Genomic DNA, 21693 nt, shown 5'->3' on the forward strand with positions numbered 1-21693 from the left:
GTCGCCGAGCATCCCGGACGCAATCGCAAGACTGCATCCGGGACGACCGTGAACTGCTACCGATAGACGCCTGCAACGGTGAGATCGGGAGCCGGGCCGCCTTCTGTCCCAACCCACTTCTTGTAGAGTTCGGCATAGCGACCGGAGCGAACCTGCCGGTTCAGGAACAGGTTCACATAGTTGAGCAGCCCCTGCTCCTGGCGCTGTACGAGGATGGCGCAATAGTCGGCATCGACGGGAGCGTCACCGACAATCTTCAGGCCTGGATACTTGCCCGACTGGATGATGGACGTCGCGATCGTGGACGTCGTGTAGGTCGCGTCGATCTGCTTCTGGCTCAACGCCAGGAAGGTGTCCGATTGAGACTGGAAGGTCAGCATCTTGCTGTTTGCGTCATTGAACCCTTTGACGGACGATTCAAGAGCAAGCGTCTCGTAGGCGCCTGCCGGCCCTCCGACGGTATGCCCCTTGATCTCAGCAGGGCTTTTGATGCCGGAATCTTCCCGCACCAGAACGATGGTCTTGAAGACGAAATAGGGGATCGAGAAGCCGATCGTTTTTGCCCGCGCAAGCGTGTCGGATGCAACCGCAATGCCGACGTCAGCACGCCCTGAAAGAATAGCCGGAATTCGATCCGGATCCGGCGTGTCGACGATCTCGGCTTCCACACCAAGCGCCTTCGCCAGGTCATTGCAGTAATCGACGTCAAAGCCGATCGGCTTGTTGTCCTTGTCGCGCGCCCCGTTTGGTGGGAAATCCAGTTCGATCGCGCATCGCAGCTTGCCGGCCGAGATGATGTCGTCCAGCTGGTCGGCATGCGCTGCAGTTGCAAGCCCGGATGCCAGGGCGGCGGCGAATATGAACGGAGAAATGCGCATTTCAGTTCCTCTCTTTGTTTTGGGTTGTAAGTTTGCAAATTTAATATCGTATCTAGGATATCGTATACGATACTACTGTACAAGAAATCCGTAGGTAAGCGGATCGGACTCATCGATGACCCAGTTCGCGAAACCGCAGATGGAGGCTCGCCCGCTCACTTCGGGGATGACAGCGTCGAATTCTCCGACCTTTGTTTCGCTGAGAACACGTCCTTTGAAGATTGTCCCGATGATCGACTCATTCACCAGGGTTTCTCCGGCGGACAGCTCTCCACGCAGATACAGTTGCGCAAGCCGGCCGGCTGTGCCCGATCCTGTCGGAGATCGGTCGATTGCCCGATCAGCGTAGACACAGCAATTTGCCTGGGTTGATCCCTGGTGACGAGGTGCGCCATAGACCATGACGCCGTAGACGTCATTGAACTCGGGAATTTCAGGGTGAACAAAGGGCATCTTAGCATTGACGGCGGACTTGATCTCGTAGCCAAGCTGCATGACTCTCTGCAGATCCTTCTCTCGGATGGCGACGTCGTGCCGGCGCCCGTCGACGTAGAAGTATGTCGCGCCGCCATAGGCAATGTCTCCAGTCACCTGCCCGAACGTCGGCGTCTCAACGGTGACATCCCGTTTGAAGACGAATGAGGGCACGTTCACAAACCGAACAGACCCAACCCTCTCGCCGTCCCATTCGACGAAGGCTTCGATGAAGCCACAGGGAGCGTCGATGCCGACGCGGGTCTCCGGGGACATCCGCTCGATCCAGCCCAACTCCACCGCAGCGGTTGCGAGCGCGATGACGCCATGGCCGCAGTGCGGGCTGTAGTCCGTGTTATTCAGGAAAATTATGCCGAAATCCGCTCCTGCGCTGACAGGCGAGGTCAGGTAGCCACCATAGAGGTCCTTGTGGCCGCGCGGCTCCAGCATCACGGCGCGCCTGTAATGATCGGCGTTTTGCTTCAACCAGGCGGCCCGTTCCACAATGGTCTTGCCCGGAATTTTCGGGAGCCCCTGCGTTACAAGTCGGAACGTCTCACCACAGGTATGCAGTTCGACAGTATTCAATGCCCTCTCGTATTTCATCGTACTCCCCAAAACGGTATTTCTCGCCAGTCCTGCAACGGAGCAGCGGGCAGGTAACATCGTTCAGCATCCGTTGGAGGCTCTGAGATAAACGAGGTGTCATTCAGAACGCTCATTTAGAATATCGTATACGATAAACGATGCGTGTCAAGGGGAAAAGTTGCCGCTTGGAATCGTCGCAGGCGTTCCGGCCGCGGAGACGAGTGCTTCGCCCGAAAGTGCCTATTTGCGAATATTTGCCAGCAGGGACACGCATGCCTTGGAAATGTGGTCATGCAGCAATTGTGCGGCTCGATCGGCATCGCCATCGCGACACGCCGCCAGAATCTGGCGATGTTCCCTGTCGTCAACGCCAGTTCCGCCCGAAAGCGTGAGCTGGATGCGCAGATAGCGCTCAATCCGGTCGTTGACAGACCGAATGAGGTTCATGAGGAAGGTTCGGTTGGCGTCTTCGTACAGGCATGAGTGAAACTGCCAGTTGAGCTCGGCCCATCGAGCCACATTCGTCTCGCGTGCGAACGCGTCGCAATATTCTTCAGCCCGCCGGAACGTCTTTGCCGTCATGTGCGGCACGGACAATTTCAGTGCGCTCGACTCCAGCATGGCTCTTACTTCGAATATCTGCGCGATCTCAGGCTCCGAAACGCTTTTGACGACAGCGCCGCGGTTGCGCTGGAATTCCACCAGACCTTCGGCTTCGAGGCGCTTGAGCGCTTCCCGTACCGGAATCTTGCTGACATCGAAGAGTTTCGCGACGTCGTCCTGGCGAATGGGTTCGCCCTCATCGAACTCGCCGGTGATGATGGCTTCCCGTATGTGCTTGGCGATGAGGTCAGAGGCCGTTGGCGCTGAGCCGAGAGATGGCAGACCTGCAGGGTTCAGGGGCAATGGTGTCTCCAGGTCCGCAAGGGATAGCGGTCGCAGAACATGTTGCAGCATTGGTGTTTGCCTTCCACACCCGGCAACGGTTCACCGGTTTCTGGAGCGCAAAACGTATACAATATTCGGCATAGTGCTGGGTTCATTGGATGTCCAGTGCTGTAGCCTGTTTCCAACCGGGGTGACCGTTGGGCTGACAAAACTCCTGTTGACAAAATGGAGTATCGTATACGATATGCTATCTAGCATGTTATCTAGAGCATGCGTTTCATCATTGCAAGCTGTTGTCCGCGTCTTCGCCGAACACTGAGCTTGGTGTCTCTCGCAAGGTACGACATGCTCAATACCGAACATCCTCTCCCGGCGGTCATCGGCTACGTGACGCCCCTCAGTGCGAAAGCGGGGGAAATTCTCCAGTTCAAGATCTCGTCGGCGGGTAACCGGGATGTCGCGGCAAGCGCCTTCAGGCTGAACTGTTGCGACCCGAATCCGGCCGGCCCTGGGCCAAAGAGCGAGAGGGTCGATTTTAGATTGGAACGGCGGTATCGGGCAGCTGAGCAAAGTGCTCATTTGGGCTCCTGCGCCATCGGACCCATCCCAGAACGTCCGGAAATTCAGGGTCTGGTCGTCCGCCTTATCGTCCAGCCCAAACTCTCAGTCGCCTTCAGCCAGACTATTTTCTCGCTGCAGAATTCTGATGCTTCCAATGGCTTTGCTTTGCTTCTGGTCGACGGAACTCTCTTTCTGAAGACATTGCGGCAGCCTCAAACAACCATCGACCTGAAGCTTGATCTGCGATTGAACGAATGGACCAAGCTCGCTCTCGCCTTCAGCGAGGAAGGTATTTCCGCCTATAGCTCTGCCATTCGCGGCCACGACAATTCAGAGGTGGCCGTGGCGGCGAACGATGTTTTGAATGTGCTTCGCGATGTCGACCATATTTGCTTCGCGGCTACCTGGGTCGGGCATCCCGAGGATTGCTTCAACGGCTCGATTGAAGCACCCGATATAAGCGATGCCTGCGGCGACGTTCTGGCCAGTTGGAGCTTCGCGGCTGCCATCGGCGACGAATGGATCGAGGACGACGTCGATCGGTCGCGGCGCCTTGCATTGGTCAACATGCCGATGCGCGCTGTCCGGTCATCAAGCTGGACCGGGCACAACATGGATTGGAAGGTTGCGCCACAGGATTATGCCGCGATCACTTTCCATTCCGACGATCTGAGCGACTGCAAGTGGGACACGACGATAGCAGTTGAGGTGCCGGCCGGCATGCCTTCAGGCGTCTATGGTCTCTCGATCGACAATGGGATCGGCAGCGACATCATTCCGTTTTATGTCCTTCGCAGTCCGGACCTGCCCAGGCAGAGAATTCTGTTCCTGGCGCCAACGTTTACCTACATGGCCTACGCGAACCACGCTCGCGGAAATTTTGCCGGCGCGCTCGAAGCGCGGGTCAAGGAGTGGAACGCTTACCCCCACAATCCCGATGTCGTCGGTGCCTATGGCTATTCCACCTACAATCGCCATCTAGACGGATCGGGCGTAACCCTGTCATCGCGGCTGCGGCCGATGATGACGATGCGCCCGCACTATCTCACATACTTCGACGCAAATGGCTCGGGCATGCGCCATTTCTCCGCGGATTCCCACCTGACGGACTGGCTGAGGGTCAAAGGCTTCGGGTTCGATGTCTTGACCGACGAAGACCTGGATCGCGACGGGGCCAGCGCCCTGTCCGCCTATGATGTGGTCCTGACGGGAACGCATCCCGAGTACCAAACGCGTGAGACCCTTGAAGCACTCATCTCCTACAGGGAGGGAGGCGGCAAGCTGATGTATCTCGGCGGCAACGGCTTCTACTGGAAGATCGGTCGCAATCCGGATGTGCCCCACATGATTGAGATTCGCCGCGCGGAGGGCGGCATGAGAGTTTGGGCCAGCCAGGCTGGGGAATACTACAATCAGCTTGACGGCGAATATGGCGGGTTGTGGCGGCGCAACGGCATAGCACCACAGAAGGTCGCCGGTGTCGGCTTCGCCGCCGAAGGCGCCTTTGAAGGGACCTACTATGTCCGCACCAAAGAGTCGTTCGAAGCCGACCTGGCATTCTTGTTCGATGGCATCCCGGACGACGAGAAAATAGGCGACTTCGGCCTGTCCGGTGGTGGCGCTGCCGGATTTGAAATCGACCAGGCCGCCGCGGATCTTGGGACGCCGGATTTTGTGCGCGTTGTTGCCGCGTCCGAAGGCCATGGGCCGACGTTCGAAACAACATTTGAAGAACTGCTGCTGCCAGGCGTCTTCGACGGCGGTCCACGACCCTATGGCGGCATCCGCTCGAACATTGTTTACGGGATGGCGGCCAATGGCGGAGGCCTGTTCTCCGTGGGTTCGATCACCTTTTGCGGCAGTCTCTCGCACAATGGCTACGAGAACAACGTTTCACGCCTTCTCGAAAATTGCCTGCGGAAATTTCTTGAGGCGCCGCAATGACCAACCAACTGGCCGATGTGCACATCAATTTCGACGATCTCCAATCGCTGCTTCGGGACATCTTTCTCAACAACGGAACATCGAACATCGCTGCCGACATCCTCGCCACAAACTGCGCAGGCTGTGAGCGAGACGGCGCCATCAGTCATGGCATATTCCGCATTCCTGGATATCTGGCATCACTCAAGACCGGCTGGGTTGACGGCAATGCAAAGCCCGACGTCGATCTGGCAAGTCCTTCCTTCATTCGTATCGACGCGCGGAATGGCTTTGCTCAACCAGCTCTGGCCGCAGGCGCGGAGGCGATCAAGATCGCGGTGGAAAGCACCGGCATAGCCGTCGTCGCAATCCGAAACTCTCACCATTTCAGCGCGCTCTGGCCCGATGTCGAGCCGTTTGCCCGTGGAGGCTTCTTCGCGCTCAGCTTCGTCAACGGTTTGGCCAATGTTGTGCCGTACGGTGGCCACATCCCCGTTTACGGAACGAATCCCATTGCCTTCGCAACGCCTGTGGCAGACGGCGAACCACTGGTGGTCGACCAGGCGACAAGTGTTATGGCCAATGGCGAGGTCAGACTTCATGCCCTTGCGAACAGCCCGCTCCCGCCAGGGACTGGGATAGACAGTGCCGGAAGGCCTTCCACCGATCCTCATGCGATCCTGGCAGGCGGAGCGCTTAACACCTTCGGCGGCTACAAGGGGTCATCCATCGCGCTCATGGTTGAGCTCATGGCCGGCGCGTTGACTGGCGGTCAACTGTCCTTCGAAAACGACTTTGGCGACTGTGTCGGCGCGCAGACACCGAAGGCTGGACAGCTGCTTCTGGTTATAGACCCAACGCGCGGCGGCAATGCCGGATTTGCTCAGCGCGTTTCACATCTATGCTCACGACTGATCGACGCCGGCCAGGATCGGCTGCCAGGTCAACGACGGTACGCAAGCCGCCTCAACGCAGAACGCTTCGGCATTCCGATCTCAAAGGACAACCTTGTTCAACTAAAAATCTTGGCTGCCTGACGAGACGGTTTTCTTACGGAAACGCCCGATCGAATTCACATCCAACGTCATTGGAACCAACATGACCAACCTTGTTCAAGACAAAACCCGGCTCGCCCTCAAGCGGTCGCTTACATCCTCGCAGATCGACCAGTTGGTTGCCTTGTTCCAGACCGAGTGGTGGACAAAGGGCCGAACCCGGGCAGACACCGAAAGAGCCTTGCAAATGGGCGGGCCGATGTTCGCGTTCGTGGATCCCGAGGGCGACGATCTCGTCGCATTCGCCCGCACCATTACAGATGGCATCTACAAGGCGATGATCTTTGACATCATCGTCAACGCCTCATGGCGCGGCACAGGATTAGGCGCCCTGTTGATGGAGACCGTGTTGAACGATCCAGCACTCGTCAATGTCAAACATCGGGAGCTCTACTGTCTGGAGGACATGGTGCCTTTCTATGAAAAATGGGGATTCACGGCTGGCCTGCCGGGTCTGTATTTTATGCGGAAGTCCGCCTGAGAGACGAGATTCGGATGTGGTCTACACCAATCAGATCTCTTCTTCGGGTCGCCTGGCCATACGGCGGCAGCGACGTATGAATGGGATGGTTTGAGCGCGCTCGAGCGTCCGGCGCCATAGCGGACTACGGCTCTGCAAATATATCCGCCGTGCTTCCGGGCTGATCGAGCGTCCAGATGCGGGCTATGCACACGCGCATCTCGTCAGCGGTGGCGCCGCCTCGAAATTCGGCAAGGCGTATGGCCTTGGCTTCCAATTCCTGTTTCGCAAGCGTGTTGCCGGGGTCGCCCTTGGGCTCGTCGACGCGGGCATCGAGTTTGCGGCCGTCAACGGTCGTGACGCTGACCTTGCCAACCCATTGCTTGGGATAAAGTCTGTCGACCTCGGCGTCGCGTTCCATACGCACCTTCGCGCGGAAACGGGCGACGCGGTCATCGGCAAGTGCGTGGTGTTCGAACTCGTCGAGGTCGGCGACACCATGGACGGCGATCAGCCCCAAAACCGTACCCATGGAGAACTTCGCCTGATGGACGGTTTGCGGAATGACCACCGCGCCCAAGACATCGATGGCCCCGTGGTGGACATGGGTCACCACATCCGTAATGTCGTCCGGGCCGAGCCCTTCGCGGCGCATGAGAGACTGCAGCGCGTCAGCGGCCGGATGGGTGTGCCGGCAGGCGGCGTGCCATTTGAAGGAGGTCTCCTCGGTTGCCCAACGGCTGCCGAGGCCGTCCGTCAGCCGGGCCGGATCTGCGTCGCTGGACATGCCCGCCGCCATGCCCTTTTTCCCTTCGAGGATCTGCGCGGCCCCCTTGAAGCCTTCGCGCGCCAAATAGGCAGAAAACAGGCCGTTGGCGGCCGCTCGCGCCGTATGAAGCTGCTTGGAATCGGCGGCATCGCGCAGGAATTCCCAGAGTCCCGCCGCCTGGGTGCCGGCGGAGCCGAGAGCATGGTTGAGGCCGGCTGCGTCCAGTCCGATCAACTTGCCGACCGCCGCGGCCGCGGCGACAGCGCCAGCGGTGCCGGTGGTGTGGAATATCTCGTAGTGCGAGCGTCCGAGGAACTCGCCAACACGAATACCCGTCTCGTAGCCGGCTATGCAGGCAGTCAGGATATCGCGGCCGGACTTGTTCTCCGCCTCGGCAACCGCCAGGACGGCCGGAAAGATCACCGCAGCCGGGTGAAAGACAGAGCCGTTATGAACGTCGTCCTGTTCCACGACATGGGAGGCCGCCGCGTTGACCATCGCCGCGAAGTAGGGGCTGGCGCGCCGCCTCGTCGGGATGATGGTGCTTGGACCGTCCGCCGGTCCCATCGCACGAGCGAAGCCGTCGATCATCTCGACCTGGTGCGCGCCCTTGCCGGCCAGCGCCGAGCCGAGCCAGTCGATCATCAGTCCTTGCGCGAAATGAACGACGCGCGGCGGAATTTGCTCGAACTCGAGTTCGGCAATGAAGGCGCAAAGTCTGGCAGTCGGCCAATCGGCAGTGTCGGGGCTCATATGTTCCTCCTCTGCACGCGGCCTCTAGACCGAGGCGGTCCGGTGCAGGATCCGCCTTGCACGTTCGATGACCGGCCGATCCACCATTTCGCCGTTCAATTGGCTAGCTTCGCCTGATGAGGCTGCGCCAATGATGTCTCGTGCCCATGTGATGTCATTTTCGCTCGGGCGAAAGCCGTTGCGAATTGGCTCGATCTGCCTTGGGTGAACAGCCATCTTGCCGCCGAAGCCCATCTTCATGGCGTGGCGGGCGTCATCCTCGGTGATTTCGGGATTGCTCAGGTCGGTCGTTACGCCGTCGATCGGCGCGGCGCGGCCAGCCGCTCGCGAACGCCAGACGATTTCGTTGCGCGCCGCAAGCAGGATCAGCCGGTCATGCGCGCAACCGAGATCGAGCGAGAAGTCGACCGAGCCGAACGCGGCGGCAACGACGCCGGGCGTGGCCAGTATATCCGGCAGGTTGGCGAGGCCGACGGCGCTCTCGATGAGCGCGATGACGGAAACGCTGCGGGCCATATGCCTGGTCATACTGGCAATGTTTTCCGGACGTTCGGCCTTGGACAGCATGACGGAAACGCCATCGAGGCGCCGCACGGCGTCGATGTCCGCTTCATGCCAAGGTGTGCCGACCGCGTTGATGCGGACGATGACTGGAGATTTCAGCCCGGCTGCATGAGCGACAATTGCCTCGCGAGCGCGGTCCTTGTCGCCAGGGGCGACGGCATCCTCGAGGTCGAGAATGACTGCGTCCGCGCCGCTGCCGTCGGCCTTGGCAAACCGCTCCGGCCGCGAGCCCGGTACGAAAAGCGGTGCGACAGGCGTGACGAAGCTCACCATTGTGCCGTGGCCTTCACTGTCACATGGCCGTCCGCAGACCGCACCTCGAGGGCCATGCCGTCTTGGCCTGGGGATGTTGCGCTCAGAAGCAGGCGCTGTGGGCCGGTCGCCGGACGCACACCCCTGAACGAGAAGCGGCGCGGCGAGGTGCCGACAATGGCGGCGGCGAAGTTCATCAGCAGCGTCGCCTGCAGCGGGCCATGGATGACGAGCCCGGGATAATGCTCGACCGTCATGGCGTAGGGCGTGTCGTAGTGGATGCGATGCCCGTTGAAGGTCAGCGCCGAATACCGAAACAGCAGCACCGGATCGACGTCGACCGAAAGCTCGTGCGATGCTGCCGGGGTTGGACTTGCCGGTGGGGCAGGGGTCGCTGCGGCAGCGTCGGCTGCGCGATAGACGATGGTCTGATCCTCCTCGATCACCAGACCGGAATCGTTGGTGATGTCGTGCCGGACCGTGACGAAGGTGAGCGGCCCGGTGCGGCCCTGCTTCTCCTCGATGGCGGTCAATGTCGAGCGGCGGCGGATGCGATCGCCAGAGCGGATCGGAGCGATGAAACGCACATCGCTGGCAGCCCACATGCGGCGTGGAAGCGGCACCGGCGGCAGGAAGCTGCCTTTGGCCGGGTGCCCGTCAGGCCCGAGTTCGCGCATGTCGGCAATATCGGGCGTCAGGCACCAGTGCAGCCCGGGCGGGGCCGCGCCCTCGGCCGTTTGCGCTGCGTGGTCTCCGAGCGTGGCGCCAAAGCTGGCCAGCAGGCGCGGGGTCACAACATCCTCGACCTCGTGGGTGCGTCCAACCCATTCCTGCAGAGTGCTTGTGTCCAGGCTCATGAGTTCCTCGTCAGGCGGCGAATTCGAACCGGATCCGGTCCGTGTCGGCACCAAGGGCGGGAACGCCGGGGACCGTTGCGAATCCCTCCGGCCGCCCTGCCGGCACCGGCACGGAGATGCGCCTGCCGTCCGGCAGCGCTAACTCTGTCCGGCGCAACGCCTTGTGGTGCGGCAGGTCGTGCATTGCGCTCACCCGGCCCCAGGCGATCTGCGCCTCGTTGAGACGGTCTATAGCCGCTTCGCAGTCGATTGCCGCGAAGATCGGTTCGATCTCGGCGTCGAGTGCCGTGCGGTTGGCCACCCGCCAGGCATTGGTGGCGAAGCGTTCGTCGGCGAACAGATCCTGCCTTTGCAGCACGAGGGTGCAGAAGCGCTTCCATTCATTGTTCTGCTGGATGGACACGACCACGCTGCCATCCCGACAGGCATAGGGTCGATAGGGGTAGATCGAAGCGTGCGCCAGGCCATATCTCTGGGTCTCGCGGCCCGCATGTTCGTAGTGCAGCAGCGGCACGGTCATCCAGTCGGCCATGGCGTCGAACATGGCAATCTCGACAATGCGACCGCGCCCGGTCTTCTCGCGCGCCAACAAGGCTTCGAGGATAGCCGCATGGGCATTCATGCCGGTGGCGATGTCGGCGACGGAAACCCCGACCTTGCTCGGCGTGTCCGGTGTGCCGGTAACGGCGCAGATGCCGCTTTCGGCCTGCACCAGCATGTCGTAGGCGCGCATGGCCGCGTAAGGCGTGTCCTGTCCGTAGCCGACGATGTTGATGGCGATCAGCCGAGGAAACTCTTTCGCAATTGCATCGGCGGAGAGGCCGAGCCTGTCGATCGCGCCCGGCGCGAGATTCTGCACGAGAACATCCGCGCGCGCGACCATCCGGTGCAGCAAAGCCAGGTCGTCCTTTCCCTTCAGGTCGAGCACCGCGCTCTCCTTGCCGCGGTTGAGCCAGACGAAGTAAGCCGACATGCCTTCAACAGTGGAATCGTAATGACGCGCGGTTTCACCTTCCGGGCGCTCGATCTTCACGACACGTGCGCCAGCGTCGGCAAGGCGGACCGTGCAGAGCGGAGCGGCGACGGCCTGCTCGATGGAAACGACAAACAGGCCCTCCAGCGGGCGGGCGCCGTCAGACATTGCGCTGCACTCCGGAGCGGGCGAGTACGCCAGGCTTCAGCCGCTCGTTCTTGCCGTAATCCCCCGCTGGATGGAAGAACAGCCGGGGCGTGTCATCGATGTCTTCGAGCCTCTTGCTATAGGCTTCCAGATAGGCCTTGCGACCATCGTCGCCAACACGGCCCGGCATATAGGCGACGAAGGGCGGCAGCACGTCGAAGCCGGAGTAGCGCAGCAGGCCATTGTGGATCGGCCACAGCACCGTGAGGATGTCGCCATCGATGCCATCGGGCGCGTAGGTGTCGGCCGATGTGCCCGTGGTGGCGGCCACCATGGCGAGCTTTCCCCTGAACATGCCGGTGTCGTATTTGCGGCCCGGCAGATAGGCGAAACCGCGCGCGAACACACGGTCGGCCCAGCCCTTGAGGATTGCGGGCATTCCGAACCACCAGACCGGGAACTGGAACAGCACGAAGTCCGCCCGCTTCAGTCTGTCGATCTCGGCGTTGATGTCGACCGACAGTGCGCCGGCCTCATAGGCGGCGGTCTGCTCGCGCGGCAGGCTGAAGAAGTCCGGATCGTTGCGCTCGCCTGATATGTCGCCCAGCCCTGCGACAGGATTGAAGCCCATCGCATAGAGGTCGCTGACGACCACATCGTGGCCTGCGCGGGTCAAGGTTTCCACAGCCAGATCCTTCATGGCGCCGTTGAAGGATTTTGCTTCCGGGTGGGCGTAGACGATGAGGACGTTCACGGCGGCACCTCCTAATAGGAACGCGGCAGTCCAAGCACGTGCTCGGAAAGATATGACAGGATGAGGTTGGTCGAGATCGGCGCGACCTGATAGAGACGCGTCTCGCGGAACTTGCGCTCCACATCGTACTCTTCCGCGAACCCGAACCCGCCATGCGTCTGGATGCAGACATTGGCGGCTTCGTTCGAGGCGTCGGCCGCCAGCATCTTGGCCATGTTCGCTTCGGCGCCGGGGTTCTTGCCGGCCTCGTAGAGGGTCAGCGCCTCGCGTACCATCAATTCGGCCGCGCGCATGTTGGCGTAGGCCCTTGCGATCGGAAACTGGATGCCCTGGTTCTGGCCGATCGCCCGGCCAAACACGTGCCTTTCCTTGGCATAAGTGCTTGCCTTCTCGATGAACCATTTCGCATCGCCGACGCACTCGGCGGCAATCAGGATACGCTCGGCGTTCATGCCCGAGAGGATGTAGCGGAATCCCTTTCCCTCTTCGCCGATCAGGTTTTCGGCCGGCACGCGCAGATCGTCGAAGAAGACTTCGGTGGTGGCGTGGTTCATCATGGTGCGGATCGGCCGTATCGTGAGCCCGTTGCCGACCGCTTCGCGCATGTCGACGATGAGGACGGAAAGGCCGTCGGTCTTCTTCATGCCGTCCTTGAGCGGTGTGGTCCGCGCCAGCAGCAGCATCAGATCCGAATGCTCGGCGCGGCTGGTCCAGATCTTCTGGCCCTTGACCACGAAATGATCGCCATCTAGCCGCGCGGTGGTCTTCAGCGCCCCCGTATCGGTGCCGCTGGTCGGTTCGGTGACGCCGAAGGCCTGCAGGCGCAATTCCCCCGCCGCGATCTTCGGCAGGTATTGCTGCTTCTGGGCTTCCGAGCCGTGGCGAACAAGCGTGCCCATCGTGTACATCTGCGCATGGCAGGCGCCGCCATTGCAGCCGGCGCGCTGGATTTCCTCCAGCACGGCAGCGGCGGCCGAAAGTGGCAGGCCCGAGCCGCCATACGCCTCCGGAATGAGGATCGAGAGCCAGCCGGCCTGCGTCAACGCTGCGACGAATTCACCGGGGTAGGTCATGTCCCTGTCGAGTGCGCGCCAGTATTCTCCGGGAAAGCGCTCGCACAGCCTGGCGACGGCATCGCGAATGTCCTGATAGGATTCCATGAGGTTTGTCCGGCTTTTCGTCTTTCTGCGGGCCTCACTATCGCGCCTCCATGCTCTGTCAGCAATGCAAGGCGGACGTGAGCAGATATAACGGAATTCGAATGCTTAGGGCGGAGGACCGAGAAGCTGGCCGACCCAGACGGCCCGCCCGACAAAATCCTTGGCGATGTCCTCTATCGCTTGTCCGGCAAACCGCGCCAGCCGCGAGGCAGGCCGGTCCGCCGGGTATGCAAGGATCAGGCGGCGCACGGGCACCGGATCGATCAACGGCGCGGCGGTGAGCAGCCCGGCGGTCACATCGGCATGGATGGGAGCGAGCGGCAGGATCGTCCAGCCATGGCCGTTGCGCACCAGGTCCTTCAGCGCCGAGTACGAGTCCGCTTCGATGCCGACATCGAGCGTGATGCCGGCATCCGTGGCGCAGCGTTCGACGATGATGCGCAGCCCGTGCTTGATGCTGGGCAGCAGCAGGCGCTTGCCGGCGAGCGAGGCGAACGATACGGCGCGCACGGTTGAAAATCCCGCGTCTGGCGGTCCGATCAGGAAGAGGTTTTCCAGGAGCAGCGGGCGCGAGCGCAGCGAACGCGCCATGCGGGGGTCGTAGAGCACCGCAACGTCCACCTCGCCGCGATGCATCCAGTCCAGCAAATAGCCTGTGTAGGCGCTGACAAGTCTGAGCTTCGCCTTGGGGTGGGCCTTGCCGAAGGCGGCCGCCAGCGGCAGCGAAATAATGTCGGCAACGGTGGGTGGCAGGCCGATGGCCACTTCGCCGGTCAGCGGCGCATCGGCAGGCGTGGCCGTGGCGCGGATCTCGTCGATCTCGGCCATCACGCGCATGGCGTGCGTCAGAACCTCCTTGCCCTGCTCGGACAGCACCATGCCGCGTCCGTGGCGCAGGAAAAGGGCAAAGCCCAGTTCCTCCTCCAGCATGCGAACCTGCCGACTGAGTGCCGGCTGCGCAATGTGCAGCCGGTCGGCGGCCTTGCTGAGGCTGCCGAGTTCGGCGACGTGGATCAGGGTGCGTAGCTGCGATAACTCCATGAGCTATCGAATATCATTATATCTGGTCACGAGAAAGGGACGAAGATTAGATCGGATGACCGAGGTAATCTAATGGCAGTTCAGTTCTCGGAGGTCCAAGGTGACGGCGAGCGTAGAAGCAAAACATCCGGAAGCAGCAGCGCTTGCAGCCGCTCCAGCGGCGTCTGAGAAGCAGTGGCCAGATCAGGTCTATGACGTGCTCAAGGCTGCCGGCATCAGCCATATGTCCTATGTGCCGGACGCGGGCCATACCACATTGATCCGCCTTTTCAGTGAGGATCCCGAGGTCGTCACCAACGTGCTGACGACGGAGGAGGAGGGCATCGCCATTGCCGCAGGCTCCTGGCTCGGCGGCAAGCGGAGCGTCGTGCTCATGCAATCGTCTGGTGTCGGCAATTGCATCAACATGTTGTCGCTTCCCGTGCAGGCGCGCTTTCCCTTGCTCGTCCTGGTGACGATGCGGGGCGAATGGGCCGAGTTCAACCCGTGGCAGGTGCCGATGGGGCAGGCGACGGAGGCCTCGCTGAAGGCGATCGGCCTCAGGGTGCTGCGCGCCGAGACCGGCCCCGACCTGGTGGAGACGGTGGCGCAAGCAGCCTTGATGGCTTTTGACGCTGACCAGCAGATTGCCGTGCTGATCGGGCAGCGGCTGCTCGGCAAGAAGAAGTGGTGAGCGAGATGAATCTACCGACGATGGATCGCCGGATCGCGGTGAAGAAGCTGCTTGACGCCCGCGACGGCGCGTTGGTCGTGACCGGTCTCGGCTCTCCGAGCTACGACGTGCATGCCGCCGGTGACCGCAACGACAACTATTATCTGTGGGGCGCCATGGGGGGTGCGGCGCTGATCGGCCTCGGGCTCGCCCAAGCCCAGCCCGACAAGCGGGTCATGGTGATTACCGGAGATGGCGAACAGCTGATGGCGTTCGGTTCGCTGGCGACGATCTCGGTGGCGCGGCCTAGGAATCTCGACCTGATCGTGCTCGACAACCAGCATTTCGGCGAAACCGGCATGCAGTCCAGCCATACGGGCAAGGGCATTGGTTTCGACAAGGTCGCGGCCGCTTGCGGTTTTTCGAAAACAGCTGAGTTGCGTTCGCTGGAGGAAGTCGACACGCTGTGTGAAGAGCTGCGTCGCCCGGCCGACGGCCCACGCCTTTTCGTGCTGAAAATCACCGCCGAGAACCTGCCGCGCTCGCTGCCGCCGCGCGACGCGGTCGAGGTCAAGAACCGCTTTCGCGCCCATCTGGGCTTTGCCACCTGTTGAGGGCCGATATGACGCTGGTCAGTTTCCAGAACACGGTCGGCGGTCGGCTCCAATCGACAGCCGATACATTCGAGAGCCATGATCCGTTTACCGGCAAGCCCTGGGCGCTGATCCCGCGCGGCGGAGAGGCCGAGGTGGACGCTGCCGTGGCGTCCGCCAAAGCGGCTTTCCGGTCGAAGGAATGGGCCGGCATTACGCCCACCGCGCGCGGCAAGCTGCTTGTGCGACTGTCTGAGCTGATCGCCGAGAACGCGGATCGCATTGCCGCCATCGAGACGCGCGACAACGGCAAGCTGATCACCGAAATGACGGCGCAGCTGCACTATATCCCGGAATGGTTCCGCTATTTCGGCGGCCTTGCCGACAAGATCGAAGGTGCGGTGCTGCCGATCGACAAGGCTGGCATGTTCGCCTTCACCCGCCACGAGCCGCTGGGCGTCATTGCGGCAATCGTGCCCTGGAACTCGCCGCTTTTGCTTCTGACCTGGAAGCTCGCGCCGCTGCTGGCGGCTGGCAACACTGTTGTCATCAAACCGTCGGAACACGCCTCGGCCTCGACGCTGGAGTTCGTGAAACTGTTTGCGCGGGCGGGCTTTCCCCCCGGTGTGGTCAACACCGTCACCGGCATGCCGCTCGACGTCGGCGTGCCGCTCGTCGCTCACCCCGACGTCGCCAAGATCGCCTTCACCGGTGGCGAGCCCGGCGGGATTGCCGTCTACCGTGCGGCTGCCGAACAGCTCAAGACCGTCACGCTGGAGCTCGGCGGCAAATCGGCCAACATCGTTTTCGACGATGCCAATATCGAGAGCGCGGTCAACGGCGCGATATCAGGCATTTTCGCTGCTAGCGGCCAGACCTGCATCGCCGGCTCACGCCTGCTTGTGCATCGCAAAATCCATGACCGGTTCGTGGAGGGCGTCATAGCGCTGGCGGCCAGCGCCCGATTGGGCAATCCGGCGCTGCCCGAGACGCAGGTGGGGCCGATCACCACGCAAGGCCAGCGCGAGAAGGTGCTGTCCTATCTCGGCATCGCGCGCCGCGAGGGTGCGCTTTGCGTGCTGGGAGGCGGCAAGCCGGCGGCTGGCGAACTGGCCGAAGGCTGGTTCGTCGAGCCGACCATCTTCACCGGCGTGAACAACACCATGCGGATCGCGCGTGAAGAGGTGTTCGGGCCAATCTTGTCGGTCATTCCGTTCGACGACGAGGACGAGGCCTTCGCCATTGCCAATGACAGCCCCTACGGGCTGGCGGCGGGGATATGGACCAGCGACATGGGCCGGGCGCTGCGCGGCGCGGCCGCGATGGAAGCGGGGATGGTCTGGATCAATTCATACCGGGCCGTCTCCTACATGGCGCCCTTCGGCGGCTACAAGAGGAGCGGTATCGGTCGCGAGAGCGGGCAGGAGGCGATCAATTCCTATCTGCAGACCAAGACGGTGTGGATAGACACGGCCGGCAAGACCGCCAATCCCTTCGTTATCCGCTAAAGCCGGATGATTTCAGGTCGAATCGACCTGAAATCTGAATCCGCCTCTAAATCAAAGAGATAGAGCATGATGTCGTCCGAAAACCGCTTCACACTTTTCGGCATCATGCTCTAGGTAGGCTTCGGTGGGAGAATTATCCTTATCCGTGGCCAAGCTCGGCACATCGCTCCCTGAGACGGTGGCCGACTTACAATGATCGAGGGACTGGACATGAGACAGGCAGGCAAGGTGGCGGTTGTCACGGGAGCGGCGCGCGGCATCGGACGCGCTTGCGCGGAACGCTTTCTGGCCGAAGGCGCGAAGCTCGTGCTCGGCGACATCGATGCCACGGAACTGAGAAAATGTGCCACTGAAATCGGCACCACCGACAGCCTCCTGGCTCTCGTTACGGATGTCAGCAAGAAGGACCAGATCGATGCGCTGGTTGCGGCGGCGGTGGCGAAGTTCGGCCGTGTCGACATCATGGTCAACAATGCCGGCATCGCTCCGGTCCAAGACTTTCTCGACATCAGCGAGGCGGACTACGACAGGGTTCTCGCCGTCAATCTGAAGGGCGCGTTCATGGGCACCCAGGCCGCGGCCCGCCAGATGATCGCGCAGGGTGGAGGCGGCGTCATCATCAACATGTCGTCGATCAATTCGGGCCTCGCCAACCCGCGCGTCGCCACCTACGCGATCTCCAAGGGCGGCATGAACCAGGTCACCAGCACCGCGGCCGTCGCCTTCGCTCCTCATGGCATCCGTGTGGTCGGTGTCGGCCCGGGCACCATCGCCACGGACATGGTCATGGACGGGACATTCATCGATTCGGAAGAAATGCGACGGGCGGTTCTTTCGCGCACACCGCTCGGGCGCCTTGGCACGGCAGCCGAGATCGCCTCGGTCGTGGCCTTCCTGGCCAGCGACGACGCTTCCTACATCACCGGCGAGACGATCTACCCCGACGGGGGGCGCCGCGTTTTGAACTATACGGTCCCGATCAAGGAGTGAGAAGAATGGGGAGTGAGGACATGGGCAATTTCGACAAGCTGCATCACATCTGCATCGTCGTGCACGATATCGACAAGGCGCAGGCCTATTATGACTCCATCGGCATCGGGCCATGGGAGTCCTATCCGCCGCTGGCCGAATACGAAGAACTCCAGGTCCCAAGCCCTGAGGGTTTCAAGGCGATGCAATACCGGATTTGCAACCTGCCGAACACTCAGCTGCAACTGTGCCAGCCGAACCACGATCCTTCGCCGCAGCGGATTCATCTCGACACCAAGGGTGAAGGCGTCTTCCATATCGGCTTTGAGGTTCGTGATGCGGACGCAGCCGAAACCAAGGCGAAAACCGACGGACTTGCCGTGCTGATGCGCGGGCGCCGGGAAAACCGTACCGGCTTCACCTACTACGACACAGCCGACAAGGCGGGCGTGATCCTGCTGACGCGGGCGACCAATCTGCCCGGCAAATGATCCAATCGCGTGAAGGGAAAGGCGACACGGGTCGAGTGGGGCATGACTGGTCCGTCAGCTGCCCCGCAATTCCTGAAGCCGGTCGACCAAGAATTTGCCGCTGGTGATGATATGCATTTCCAAAAGGCCGACGGCGCGCAGCGTATCCTTGGCTTCGCACAGGTCGATGAGCTGCCAGTGGTCGCGGTCGGACTGGGCCTGGATCTCGGTCAGCGTCACCATCATGCGCGTGTACCGTTCCAGCTGCTGGTAGATGCGCCCCACCAGTTCGATCGTAGCTTTGCGGGCGGACGGCGCGTAGAGCGCGGCGTGGAAGTTCCAGTTGAGCTGGTTCGAGTACTCGCCTGTCTTGCCCTGCTCCTGGTGCTGCTTTGCACGTTCCCGGGCAAGCGCGAGGTCGGCCTCCGTCATCCTTGGAATGGCAAGGGCCAGTAGCCATGTTTCGATCCGGGCCCGCAATTCGTAGAGCTCGAGGATCTCGTCCAGGGAAATGGAGGTGACGACGGCGCCCTTGTGGGAAACCAGCGTGACGAAGCCTTCCGAATGAAGCTGATGCAGCGCCTCTCGTACCGGAATTCGGCTGACGCCGAACTCGGCGGCCAGATGCTCCTGCCGCAGCTGGAAGTTGGCCTCGTATTCGCCGACCAGGATCTTCTGCCTGATGGCATCGGCGACCTGGGTCGAGATGGTTTTCTTCTGTACGAGCATGAATCAGCCTGGGGCGGCCGCCTTGTTTGTCGACTGGCGCCGTTTTGATTGAAGAAGTGGACGCATAGCACCGTTGTCACTGCGATGCCATGTCGCCCGTTTCGCTTCAGTAGACATGTTCCTCGATAGGCTGGTTGCCAGCGATCCGTTCGTAGCGGAAGGCGGACAGGTCGACAGAGCGGTACTCGCCATAGGCAATGAGGTCACTGACACCCGACCCGGTTGCCGCCGCATGCATCATGCCGTGGCCGCTGAAGCCGGTGGCCAGGACAAAGTTCGAGACCTCGGGATGCCGGCCGATGATGCCGCTGTGGTCGAAGGTGTTGTACTCGTAGAGTCCCGCCCAGGCGCGCAGCATGCGCAATTGTTCGAAGCCGGGCACACGATGGGCCAGCGCCGGCCAGATCAACTCGTCGAACAGGTCGTAGTCCACATCCAGGCCGAAATCGTCTGGCTCGTTCTCGCGCACCGGCGGAATACCGCACAGGAAGAGCTGGCCTTCCGGCCGCAGCCAGAAGCCGCTCGAGTCGAAGACGAATGGGCAGTTGTCGATCCTTGCTGGCGTTTCGAAGACGAAGACGCAGCGCTTGCTCGGGACAACCGGCAACTCGGCGCCGGCCATCCTGGCAATGCCCGCGCTCCATGGTCCGGCCGCGTTGATCACCGTGCCGGCGGCAAGTCGGTCGCCATTGTCGAGCACCACTTCGCCAACCTTGCCAGGAGACGCCATGGTCAGTCCGGTCACGGTCGCGGCAACATAGTCCACGCCTTGCGTGCGCGCCTTGCGACGAAATGCCTGCATCAGGCCAGGGCCGTCGAACCAGCCTTCGCTGCCAAGGCCGAGTGAGCCGAGCGCGAGATCGTCCGTGTTGAGCCACGGGAAGCGTCGCGCCAGATCGGCCTGCTCGATCAGCTCGGCGTCGACGCCCATGCCGCGCTGAACGCTGTTCTTGGCGCGCTGCGCGTCGGCCCGCTCGGGGGTCGCCAGTATGAGATAACCGGACTCATGCAGCCCGATGTCGGCCAACTCGTCGCCAATGGCGAGCCGTGTCTTTACCTGGCGCAGGAAGTCGATGCTGAACTTCGACATGGCGATGTTCGGCGCCGTGCCGAACTGCTGGCGTATGGCGCTGGTCGATAATGAGGACGAGGAGGCCGTGTAGTAGGGGTCCCGCTCGATCACCGCGATCCTGCCATCGAAATCCGGATTGGCTGACAGGAAATAGGCGATCGAGCTGCCGACAACGCCGCCGCCGACGATCACCACATCATAGTTTGTGCCCATTCCAATCGTGTTCCCTATCTCGAATGTTATCCGTGGCGACGAAGGATTGGATACTTTCCTCTATCGACCCACCTCCAAAATGAGACATAACCCGGTCTTCGACGCAGAAAAAGGGGTTTGACGCGAAAATCAGAATACATTATCCAATTTGTACCAAATATCAGACATGCCGAGGATTGCTCCGTGGCCCTCATCGCTCCCCGTCTCGACGTCATCAAGCCAAGCCCCAGCATGGCGGTCACCGCGCGGGCCATCGAAATGCGCTCCGCCGGCATCGACGTCATCAGCCTGAGCGCCGGCGAGCCGAATTTCCCGACGCCTCCGCACATCGTCGAGGCGGCCTACGAGGCGATGCGCAGGGGGGAGACGCGCTATACGGCGGTCGACGGCACCGCCGCGTTGAAGAAGGCGGTGGCCGGAAAATTCAGGCGCGAGAACGGCCTCGACTACAAGCCTTCGCAAATCAGCGTCGCGGGTGGCGCCAAGCAGATCATCTACAACGCCCTGCTGGCAACGCTGGCCCCCGGCGACGAGGTGGTGGTCCCCGCGCCCTATTGGGTTTCCTACACCGACATCGTCCTGCTCAGTGAAGGCAAGCCCGTGGTCGTTCCCTGCACGGAGGCGGAGGGCTTCAAACTGACGCCGCAAGCCCTGCGCGCCGCGATTACCGAGCGCACCAAATGGCTGCTCCTCAACACACCATCCAATCCGACTGGCGCCGTCTACAGCCGCGACGAACTTGCCGGCCTGGCCGAAGTGCTGCTCGACCATCGCCAAGTCCATGTGCTGACCGACGACATCTACGAGCATATCCTGTTCGACGGGCGCGCCTTCCATACCATCGCCGGTGTCGAGCCGCGGCTGAAGGACCGCACGCTGACGGTCAACGGCGTGTCGAAGGCCTATGCCATGACCGGCTGGCGGATCGGCTATGCCGGCGGGCCGGAGGAGTTGATCCGCGCCATGGCGACCGTGCAGAGCCAAAGCACGTCGAACCCGTCATCCATCTCGCAGGCCGCGACCATAGCAGCACTGGAAGGTCCTCAGGACTTTCTTCGCCCGCGGGCGCTCGAATTCCAGGCGCGGCGCGACCGCGCTCTGGAGCTGCTGCGCAAGATTCCCGGTCTCACCTGCCAGACGCCCGAGGGCGCCTTCTATCTCTATCCCAATTGCTCGGCCTTGATCGGCCGTCGCCGCCCGGACGGCACTCCCATCGGCAGCGATGACGACTTCTCGCTCTACCTGCTCGACCAGGCACGGGTCGCGGTGGTGCAGGGCTCCGCCTACGGCCTGTCGCCGCATTTCCGCATTTCCATAGCCACGTCGATGGAGCTGATCGAAAAAGCGATCGGGCGCATCGCCGAGGCTGTCGAAGCGCTGCGATAGGCCG

The 21693-nt window shown here is 61.7% G+C and carries 21 protein-coding genes; 9 read left to right on the forward strand and 12 right to left on the reverse strand.

The genetic code is table 11. From position 1 onward, the window contains the following. Window positions 1-56: 56 nt before the first annotated feature. The 3 genes from ACZ89F_RS06875 to ACZ89F_RS06885 all read right to left on the reverse strand — a co-directional run bounded on the left by ACZ89F_RS06875 (window position 57) and on the right by ACZ89F_RS06885 (window position 2846). Window positions 57-878 (reverse strand): transporter substrate-binding domain-containing protein, encoded by an 822-nt coding sequence (locus ACZ89F_RS06875; protein WP_476090996.1) that lies wholly within the window; start codon window positions 876-878, stop codon window positions 57-59. Between the two features lie 72 nt (window positions 879-950). After that, window positions 951-1958, reverse strand: a complete 1008-nt coding sequence (gene lhpH / locus ACZ89F_RS06880; RefSeq protein ID WP_476090997.1) for a trans-3-hydroxy-L-proline dehydratase — start codon at window positions 1956-1958, stop codon at window positions 951-953. Window positions 1959-2180: 222 nt separating this feature from the next. Further along, window positions 2181-2846: a GntR family transcriptional regulator gene (locus ACZ89F_RS06885; protein WP_476090998.1), complete on the reverse strand. Its 666-nt coding sequence runs from the start codon at window positions 2844-2846 to the stop codon at window positions 2181-2183. Between the two features lie 327 nt (window positions 2847-3173). On the opposite strand from ACZ89F_RS06885, the gene ACZ89F_RS06890 reads away from it, so the two are divergent. The 3 genes from ACZ89F_RS06890 (at window position 3174) to ACZ89F_RS06900 (ending at window position 6848) form a co-directional block, all read left to right on the forward strand. Then, the gene (locus ACZ89F_RS06890; protein WP_476090999.1) at window positions 3174-5333 is read left to right on the forward strand and encodes a N,N-dimethylformamidase beta subunit family domain-containing protein; all 2160 of its coding nucleotides are present in this window, start codon (window positions 3174-3176) and stop codon (window positions 5331-5333) included. Further along, window positions 5330-6349 carry an Ldh family oxidoreductase gene (locus ACZ89F_RS06895; protein ID WP_476091000.1) on the forward strand — a complete coding sequence of 340 codons (1020 nt, stop codon included), beginning with the start codon at window positions 5330-5332 and terminating at the stop codon, window positions 6347-6349. The genes ACZ89F_RS06890 and ACZ89F_RS06895 overlap by 4 nt, the downstream gene beginning before the upstream one ends. A 61-nt stretch (window positions 6350-6410) precedes the next feature. Continuing rightward, complete coding sequence (locus ACZ89F_RS06900; RefSeq protein ID WP_476091001.1) at window positions 6411-6848, forward strand: GNAT family N-acetyltransferase; 438 nt, start codon at window positions 6411-6413, stop codon at window positions 6846-6848. A gap of 124 nt (window positions 6849-6972) precedes the next feature. Here the strand turns inward: ACZ89F_RS06900 and ACZ89F_RS06905 are convergent, their stop codons facing one another. From ACZ89F_RS06905 to ACZ89F_RS06935, 7 genes are all read right to left on the reverse strand, one after another. Next, the gene (locus ACZ89F_RS06905; protein WP_476091002.1) at window positions 6973-8349 is read right to left on the reverse strand and encodes an MmgE/PrpD family protein; all 1377 of its coding nucleotides are present in this window, start codon (window positions 8347-8349) and stop codon (window positions 6973-6975) included. A 24-nt stretch (window positions 8350-8373) separates the two neighbouring features. Continuing rightward, a complete protein-coding gene (locus ACZ89F_RS06910) occupies window positions 8374-9186 on the reverse strand; it encodes an HpcH/HpaI aldolase/citrate lyase family protein (RefSeq protein ID WP_476091003.1) in 813 nt (270 codons plus the stop codon). Further along, entirely contained in the window at window positions 9180-10022 is an 843-nt protein-coding gene (locus tag ACZ89F_RS06915) for an HTD2 family dehydratase (protein ID WP_476091004.1), read from the reverse strand. Before ACZ89F_RS06915 ends, ACZ89F_RS06910 begins: the two co-directional genes overlap by 7 nt. 10 nt (window positions 10023-10032) lie before the next feature. Beyond that, complete coding sequence (locus ACZ89F_RS06920) at window positions 10033-11163, reverse strand: CaiB/BaiF CoA transferase family protein (RefSeq protein ID WP_476091005.1); 1131 nt, start codon at window positions 11161-11163, stop codon at window positions 10033-10035. Beyond that, on the reverse strand, window positions 11156-11896 hold the full coding sequence (locus ACZ89F_RS06925; RefSeq protein ID WP_476091006.1) for an NAD(P)H-dependent oxidoreductase: 741 nt from the start codon (window positions 11894-11896) through the stop codon (window positions 11156-11158). Before ACZ89F_RS06925 ends, ACZ89F_RS06920 begins: the two co-directional genes overlap by 8 nt. Window positions 11897-11907: 11 nt before the next feature. Next, a complete protein-coding gene (locus tag ACZ89F_RS06930) occupies window positions 11908-13056 on the reverse strand; it encodes an acyl-CoA dehydrogenase family protein (protein ID WP_476091007.1) in 1149 nt (382 codons plus the stop codon). Between the two features lie 105 nt (window positions 13057-13161). After that, on the reverse strand, window positions 13162-14097 hold the full coding sequence (locus ACZ89F_RS06935) for a LysR family transcriptional regulator (protein ID WP_476091008.1): 936 nt from the start codon (window positions 14095-14097) through the stop codon (window positions 13162-13164). A gap of 100 nt (window positions 14098-14197) precedes the next feature. On the opposite strand from ACZ89F_RS06935, the gene ACZ89F_RS06940 reads away from it, so the two are divergent. From ACZ89F_RS06940 to ACZ89F_RS06960, 5 genes are all read left to right on the forward strand, one after another. After that, window positions 14198-14770, forward strand: a complete 573-nt coding sequence (locus ACZ89F_RS06940) for a thiamine pyrophosphate-binding protein (protein WP_476091009.1) — start codon at window positions 14198-14200, stop codon at window positions 14768-14770. A 5-nt stretch (window positions 14771-14775) separates the two neighbouring features. Beyond that, window positions 14776-15363 (forward strand): thiamine pyrophosphate-dependent enzyme, encoded by a 588-nt coding sequence (locus tag ACZ89F_RS06945; RefSeq protein ID WP_476097230.1) that lies wholly within the window; start codon window positions 14776-14778, stop codon window positions 15361-15363. Between the two features lie 8 nt (window positions 15364-15371). Next, window positions 15372-16850: an aldehyde dehydrogenase gene (locus ACZ89F_RS06950; protein ID WP_476091010.1), complete on the forward strand. Its 1479-nt coding sequence runs from the start codon at window positions 15372-15374 to the stop codon at window positions 16848-16850. A gap of 210 nt (window positions 16851-17060) precedes the next feature. After that, window positions 17061-17840 (forward strand): SDR family NAD(P)-dependent oxidoreductase, encoded by a 780-nt coding sequence (locus ACZ89F_RS06955; protein WP_476091011.1) that lies wholly within the window; start codon window positions 17061-17063, stop codon window positions 17838-17840. 5 nt (window positions 17841-17845) lie between these two features. Further along, window positions 17846-18310, forward strand: coding sequence for a VOC family protein (locus ACZ89F_RS06960; protein WP_476091012.1), 465 nt, complete (start codon window positions 17846-17848; stop codon window positions 18308-18310). 54 nt (window positions 18311-18364) lie between these two features. Here the strand turns inward: ACZ89F_RS06960 and ACZ89F_RS06965 are convergent, their stop codons facing one another. Next, window positions 18365-19018 (reverse strand): GntR family transcriptional regulator, encoded by a 654-nt coding sequence (locus tag ACZ89F_RS06965; protein WP_476091013.1) that lies wholly within the window; start codon window positions 19016-19018, stop codon window positions 18365-18367. A gap of 106 nt (window positions 19019-19124) precedes the next feature. Continuing rightward, window positions 19125-20303: an NAD(P)/FAD-dependent oxidoreductase gene (locus ACZ89F_RS06970; protein ID WP_476091014.1), complete on the reverse strand. Its 1179-nt coding sequence runs from the start codon at window positions 20301-20303 to the stop codon at window positions 19125-19127. Window positions 20304-20486: 183 nt separating this feature from the next. Here ACZ89F_RS06970 and ACZ89F_RS06975 point away from each other — a divergent pair, with 183 nt between their 5' ends. Further along, complete coding sequence (locus tag ACZ89F_RS06975) at window positions 20487-21689, forward strand: pyridoxal phosphate-dependent aminotransferase (RefSeq protein WP_476091015.1); 1203 nt, start codon at window positions 20487-20489, stop codon at window positions 21687-21689. Window positions 21690-21693 lie beyond the last annotated feature (4 nt).

Source organism: Mesorhizobium sp. USDA 3734, assembly GCF_056279665.1.

Excerpts from the sequence above, each read along its gene's own strand:
- ACZ89F_RS06930 (WP_476091007.1), bottom strand. The coding sequence starts at position 13,056 with ATGGAATCCTATCAGGACATTCGCGATGCCGTCGCCAGGCTGTGCGAG.
- lhpH (WP_476090997.1), bottom strand. The coding sequence starts at position 1,958 with ATGAAATACGAGAGGGCATTGAATACTGTCGAACTGCATACCTGTGGT.
- ACZ89F_RS06910 (WP_476091003.1), bottom strand. The coding sequence starts at position 9,186 with ATGGTGAGCTTCGTCACGCCTGTCGCACCGCTTTTCGTACCGGGCTCG.
- ACZ89F_RS06915 (WP_476091004.1), bottom strand. The coding sequence starts at position 10,022 with ATGAGCCTGGACACAAGCACTCTGCAGGAATGGGTTGGACGCACCCAC.
- ACZ89F_RS06900 (WP_476091001.1), top strand. The coding sequence starts at position 6,411 with ATGACCAACCTTGTTCAAGACAAAACCCGGCTCGCCCTCAAGCGGTCG.
- ACZ89F_RS06890 (WP_476090999.1), top strand. The coding sequence starts at position 3,174 with ATGCTCAATACCGAACATCCTCTCCCGGCGGTCATCGGCTACGTGACG.
- ACZ89F_RS06970 (WP_476091014.1), bottom strand. The coding sequence starts at position 20,303 with ATGGGCACAAACTATGATGTGGTGATCGTCGGCGGCGGCGTTGTCGGC.
- ACZ89F_RS06920 (WP_476091005.1), bottom strand. The coding sequence starts at position 11,163 with ATGTCTGACGGCGCCCGCCCGCTGGAGGGCCTGTTTGTCGTTTCCATC.
- ACZ89F_RS06965 (WP_476091013.1), bottom strand. The coding sequence starts at position 19,018 with ATGCTCGTACAGAAGAAAACCATCTCGACCCAGGTCGCCGATGCCATC.
- ACZ89F_RS06895 (WP_476091000.1), top strand. The coding sequence starts at position 5,330 with ATGACCAACCAACTGGCCGATGTGCACATCAATTTCGACGATCTCCAA.
- ACZ89F_RS06955 (WP_476091011.1), top strand. The coding sequence starts at position 17,061 with ATGAGACAGGCAGGCAAGGTGGCGGTTGTCACGGGAGCGGCGCGCGGC.
- ACZ89F_RS06950 (WP_476091010.1), top strand. The coding sequence starts at position 15,372 with ATGACGCTGGTCAGTTTCCAGAACACGGTCGGCGGTCGGCTCCAATCG.
- ACZ89F_RS06905 (WP_476091002.1), bottom strand. The coding sequence starts at position 8,349 with ATGAGCCCCGACACTGCCGATTGGCCGACTGCCAGACTTTGCGCCTTC.
- ACZ89F_RS06935 (WP_476091008.1), bottom strand. The coding sequence starts at position 14,097 with ATGGAGTTATCGCAGCTACGCACCCTGATCCACGTCGCCGAACTCGGC.
- ACZ89F_RS06960 (WP_476091012.1), top strand. The coding sequence starts at position 17,846 with ATGGGGAGTGAGGACATGGGCAATTTCGACAAGCTGCATCACATCTGC.
- ACZ89F_RS06945 (WP_476097230.1), top strand. The coding sequence starts at position 14,776 with ATGAATCTACCGACGATGGATCGCCGGATCGCGGTGAAGAAGCTGCTT.
- ACZ89F_RS06875 (WP_476090996.1), bottom strand. The coding sequence starts at position 878 with ATGCGCATTTCTCCGTTCATATTCGCCGCCGCCCTGGCATCCGGGCTT.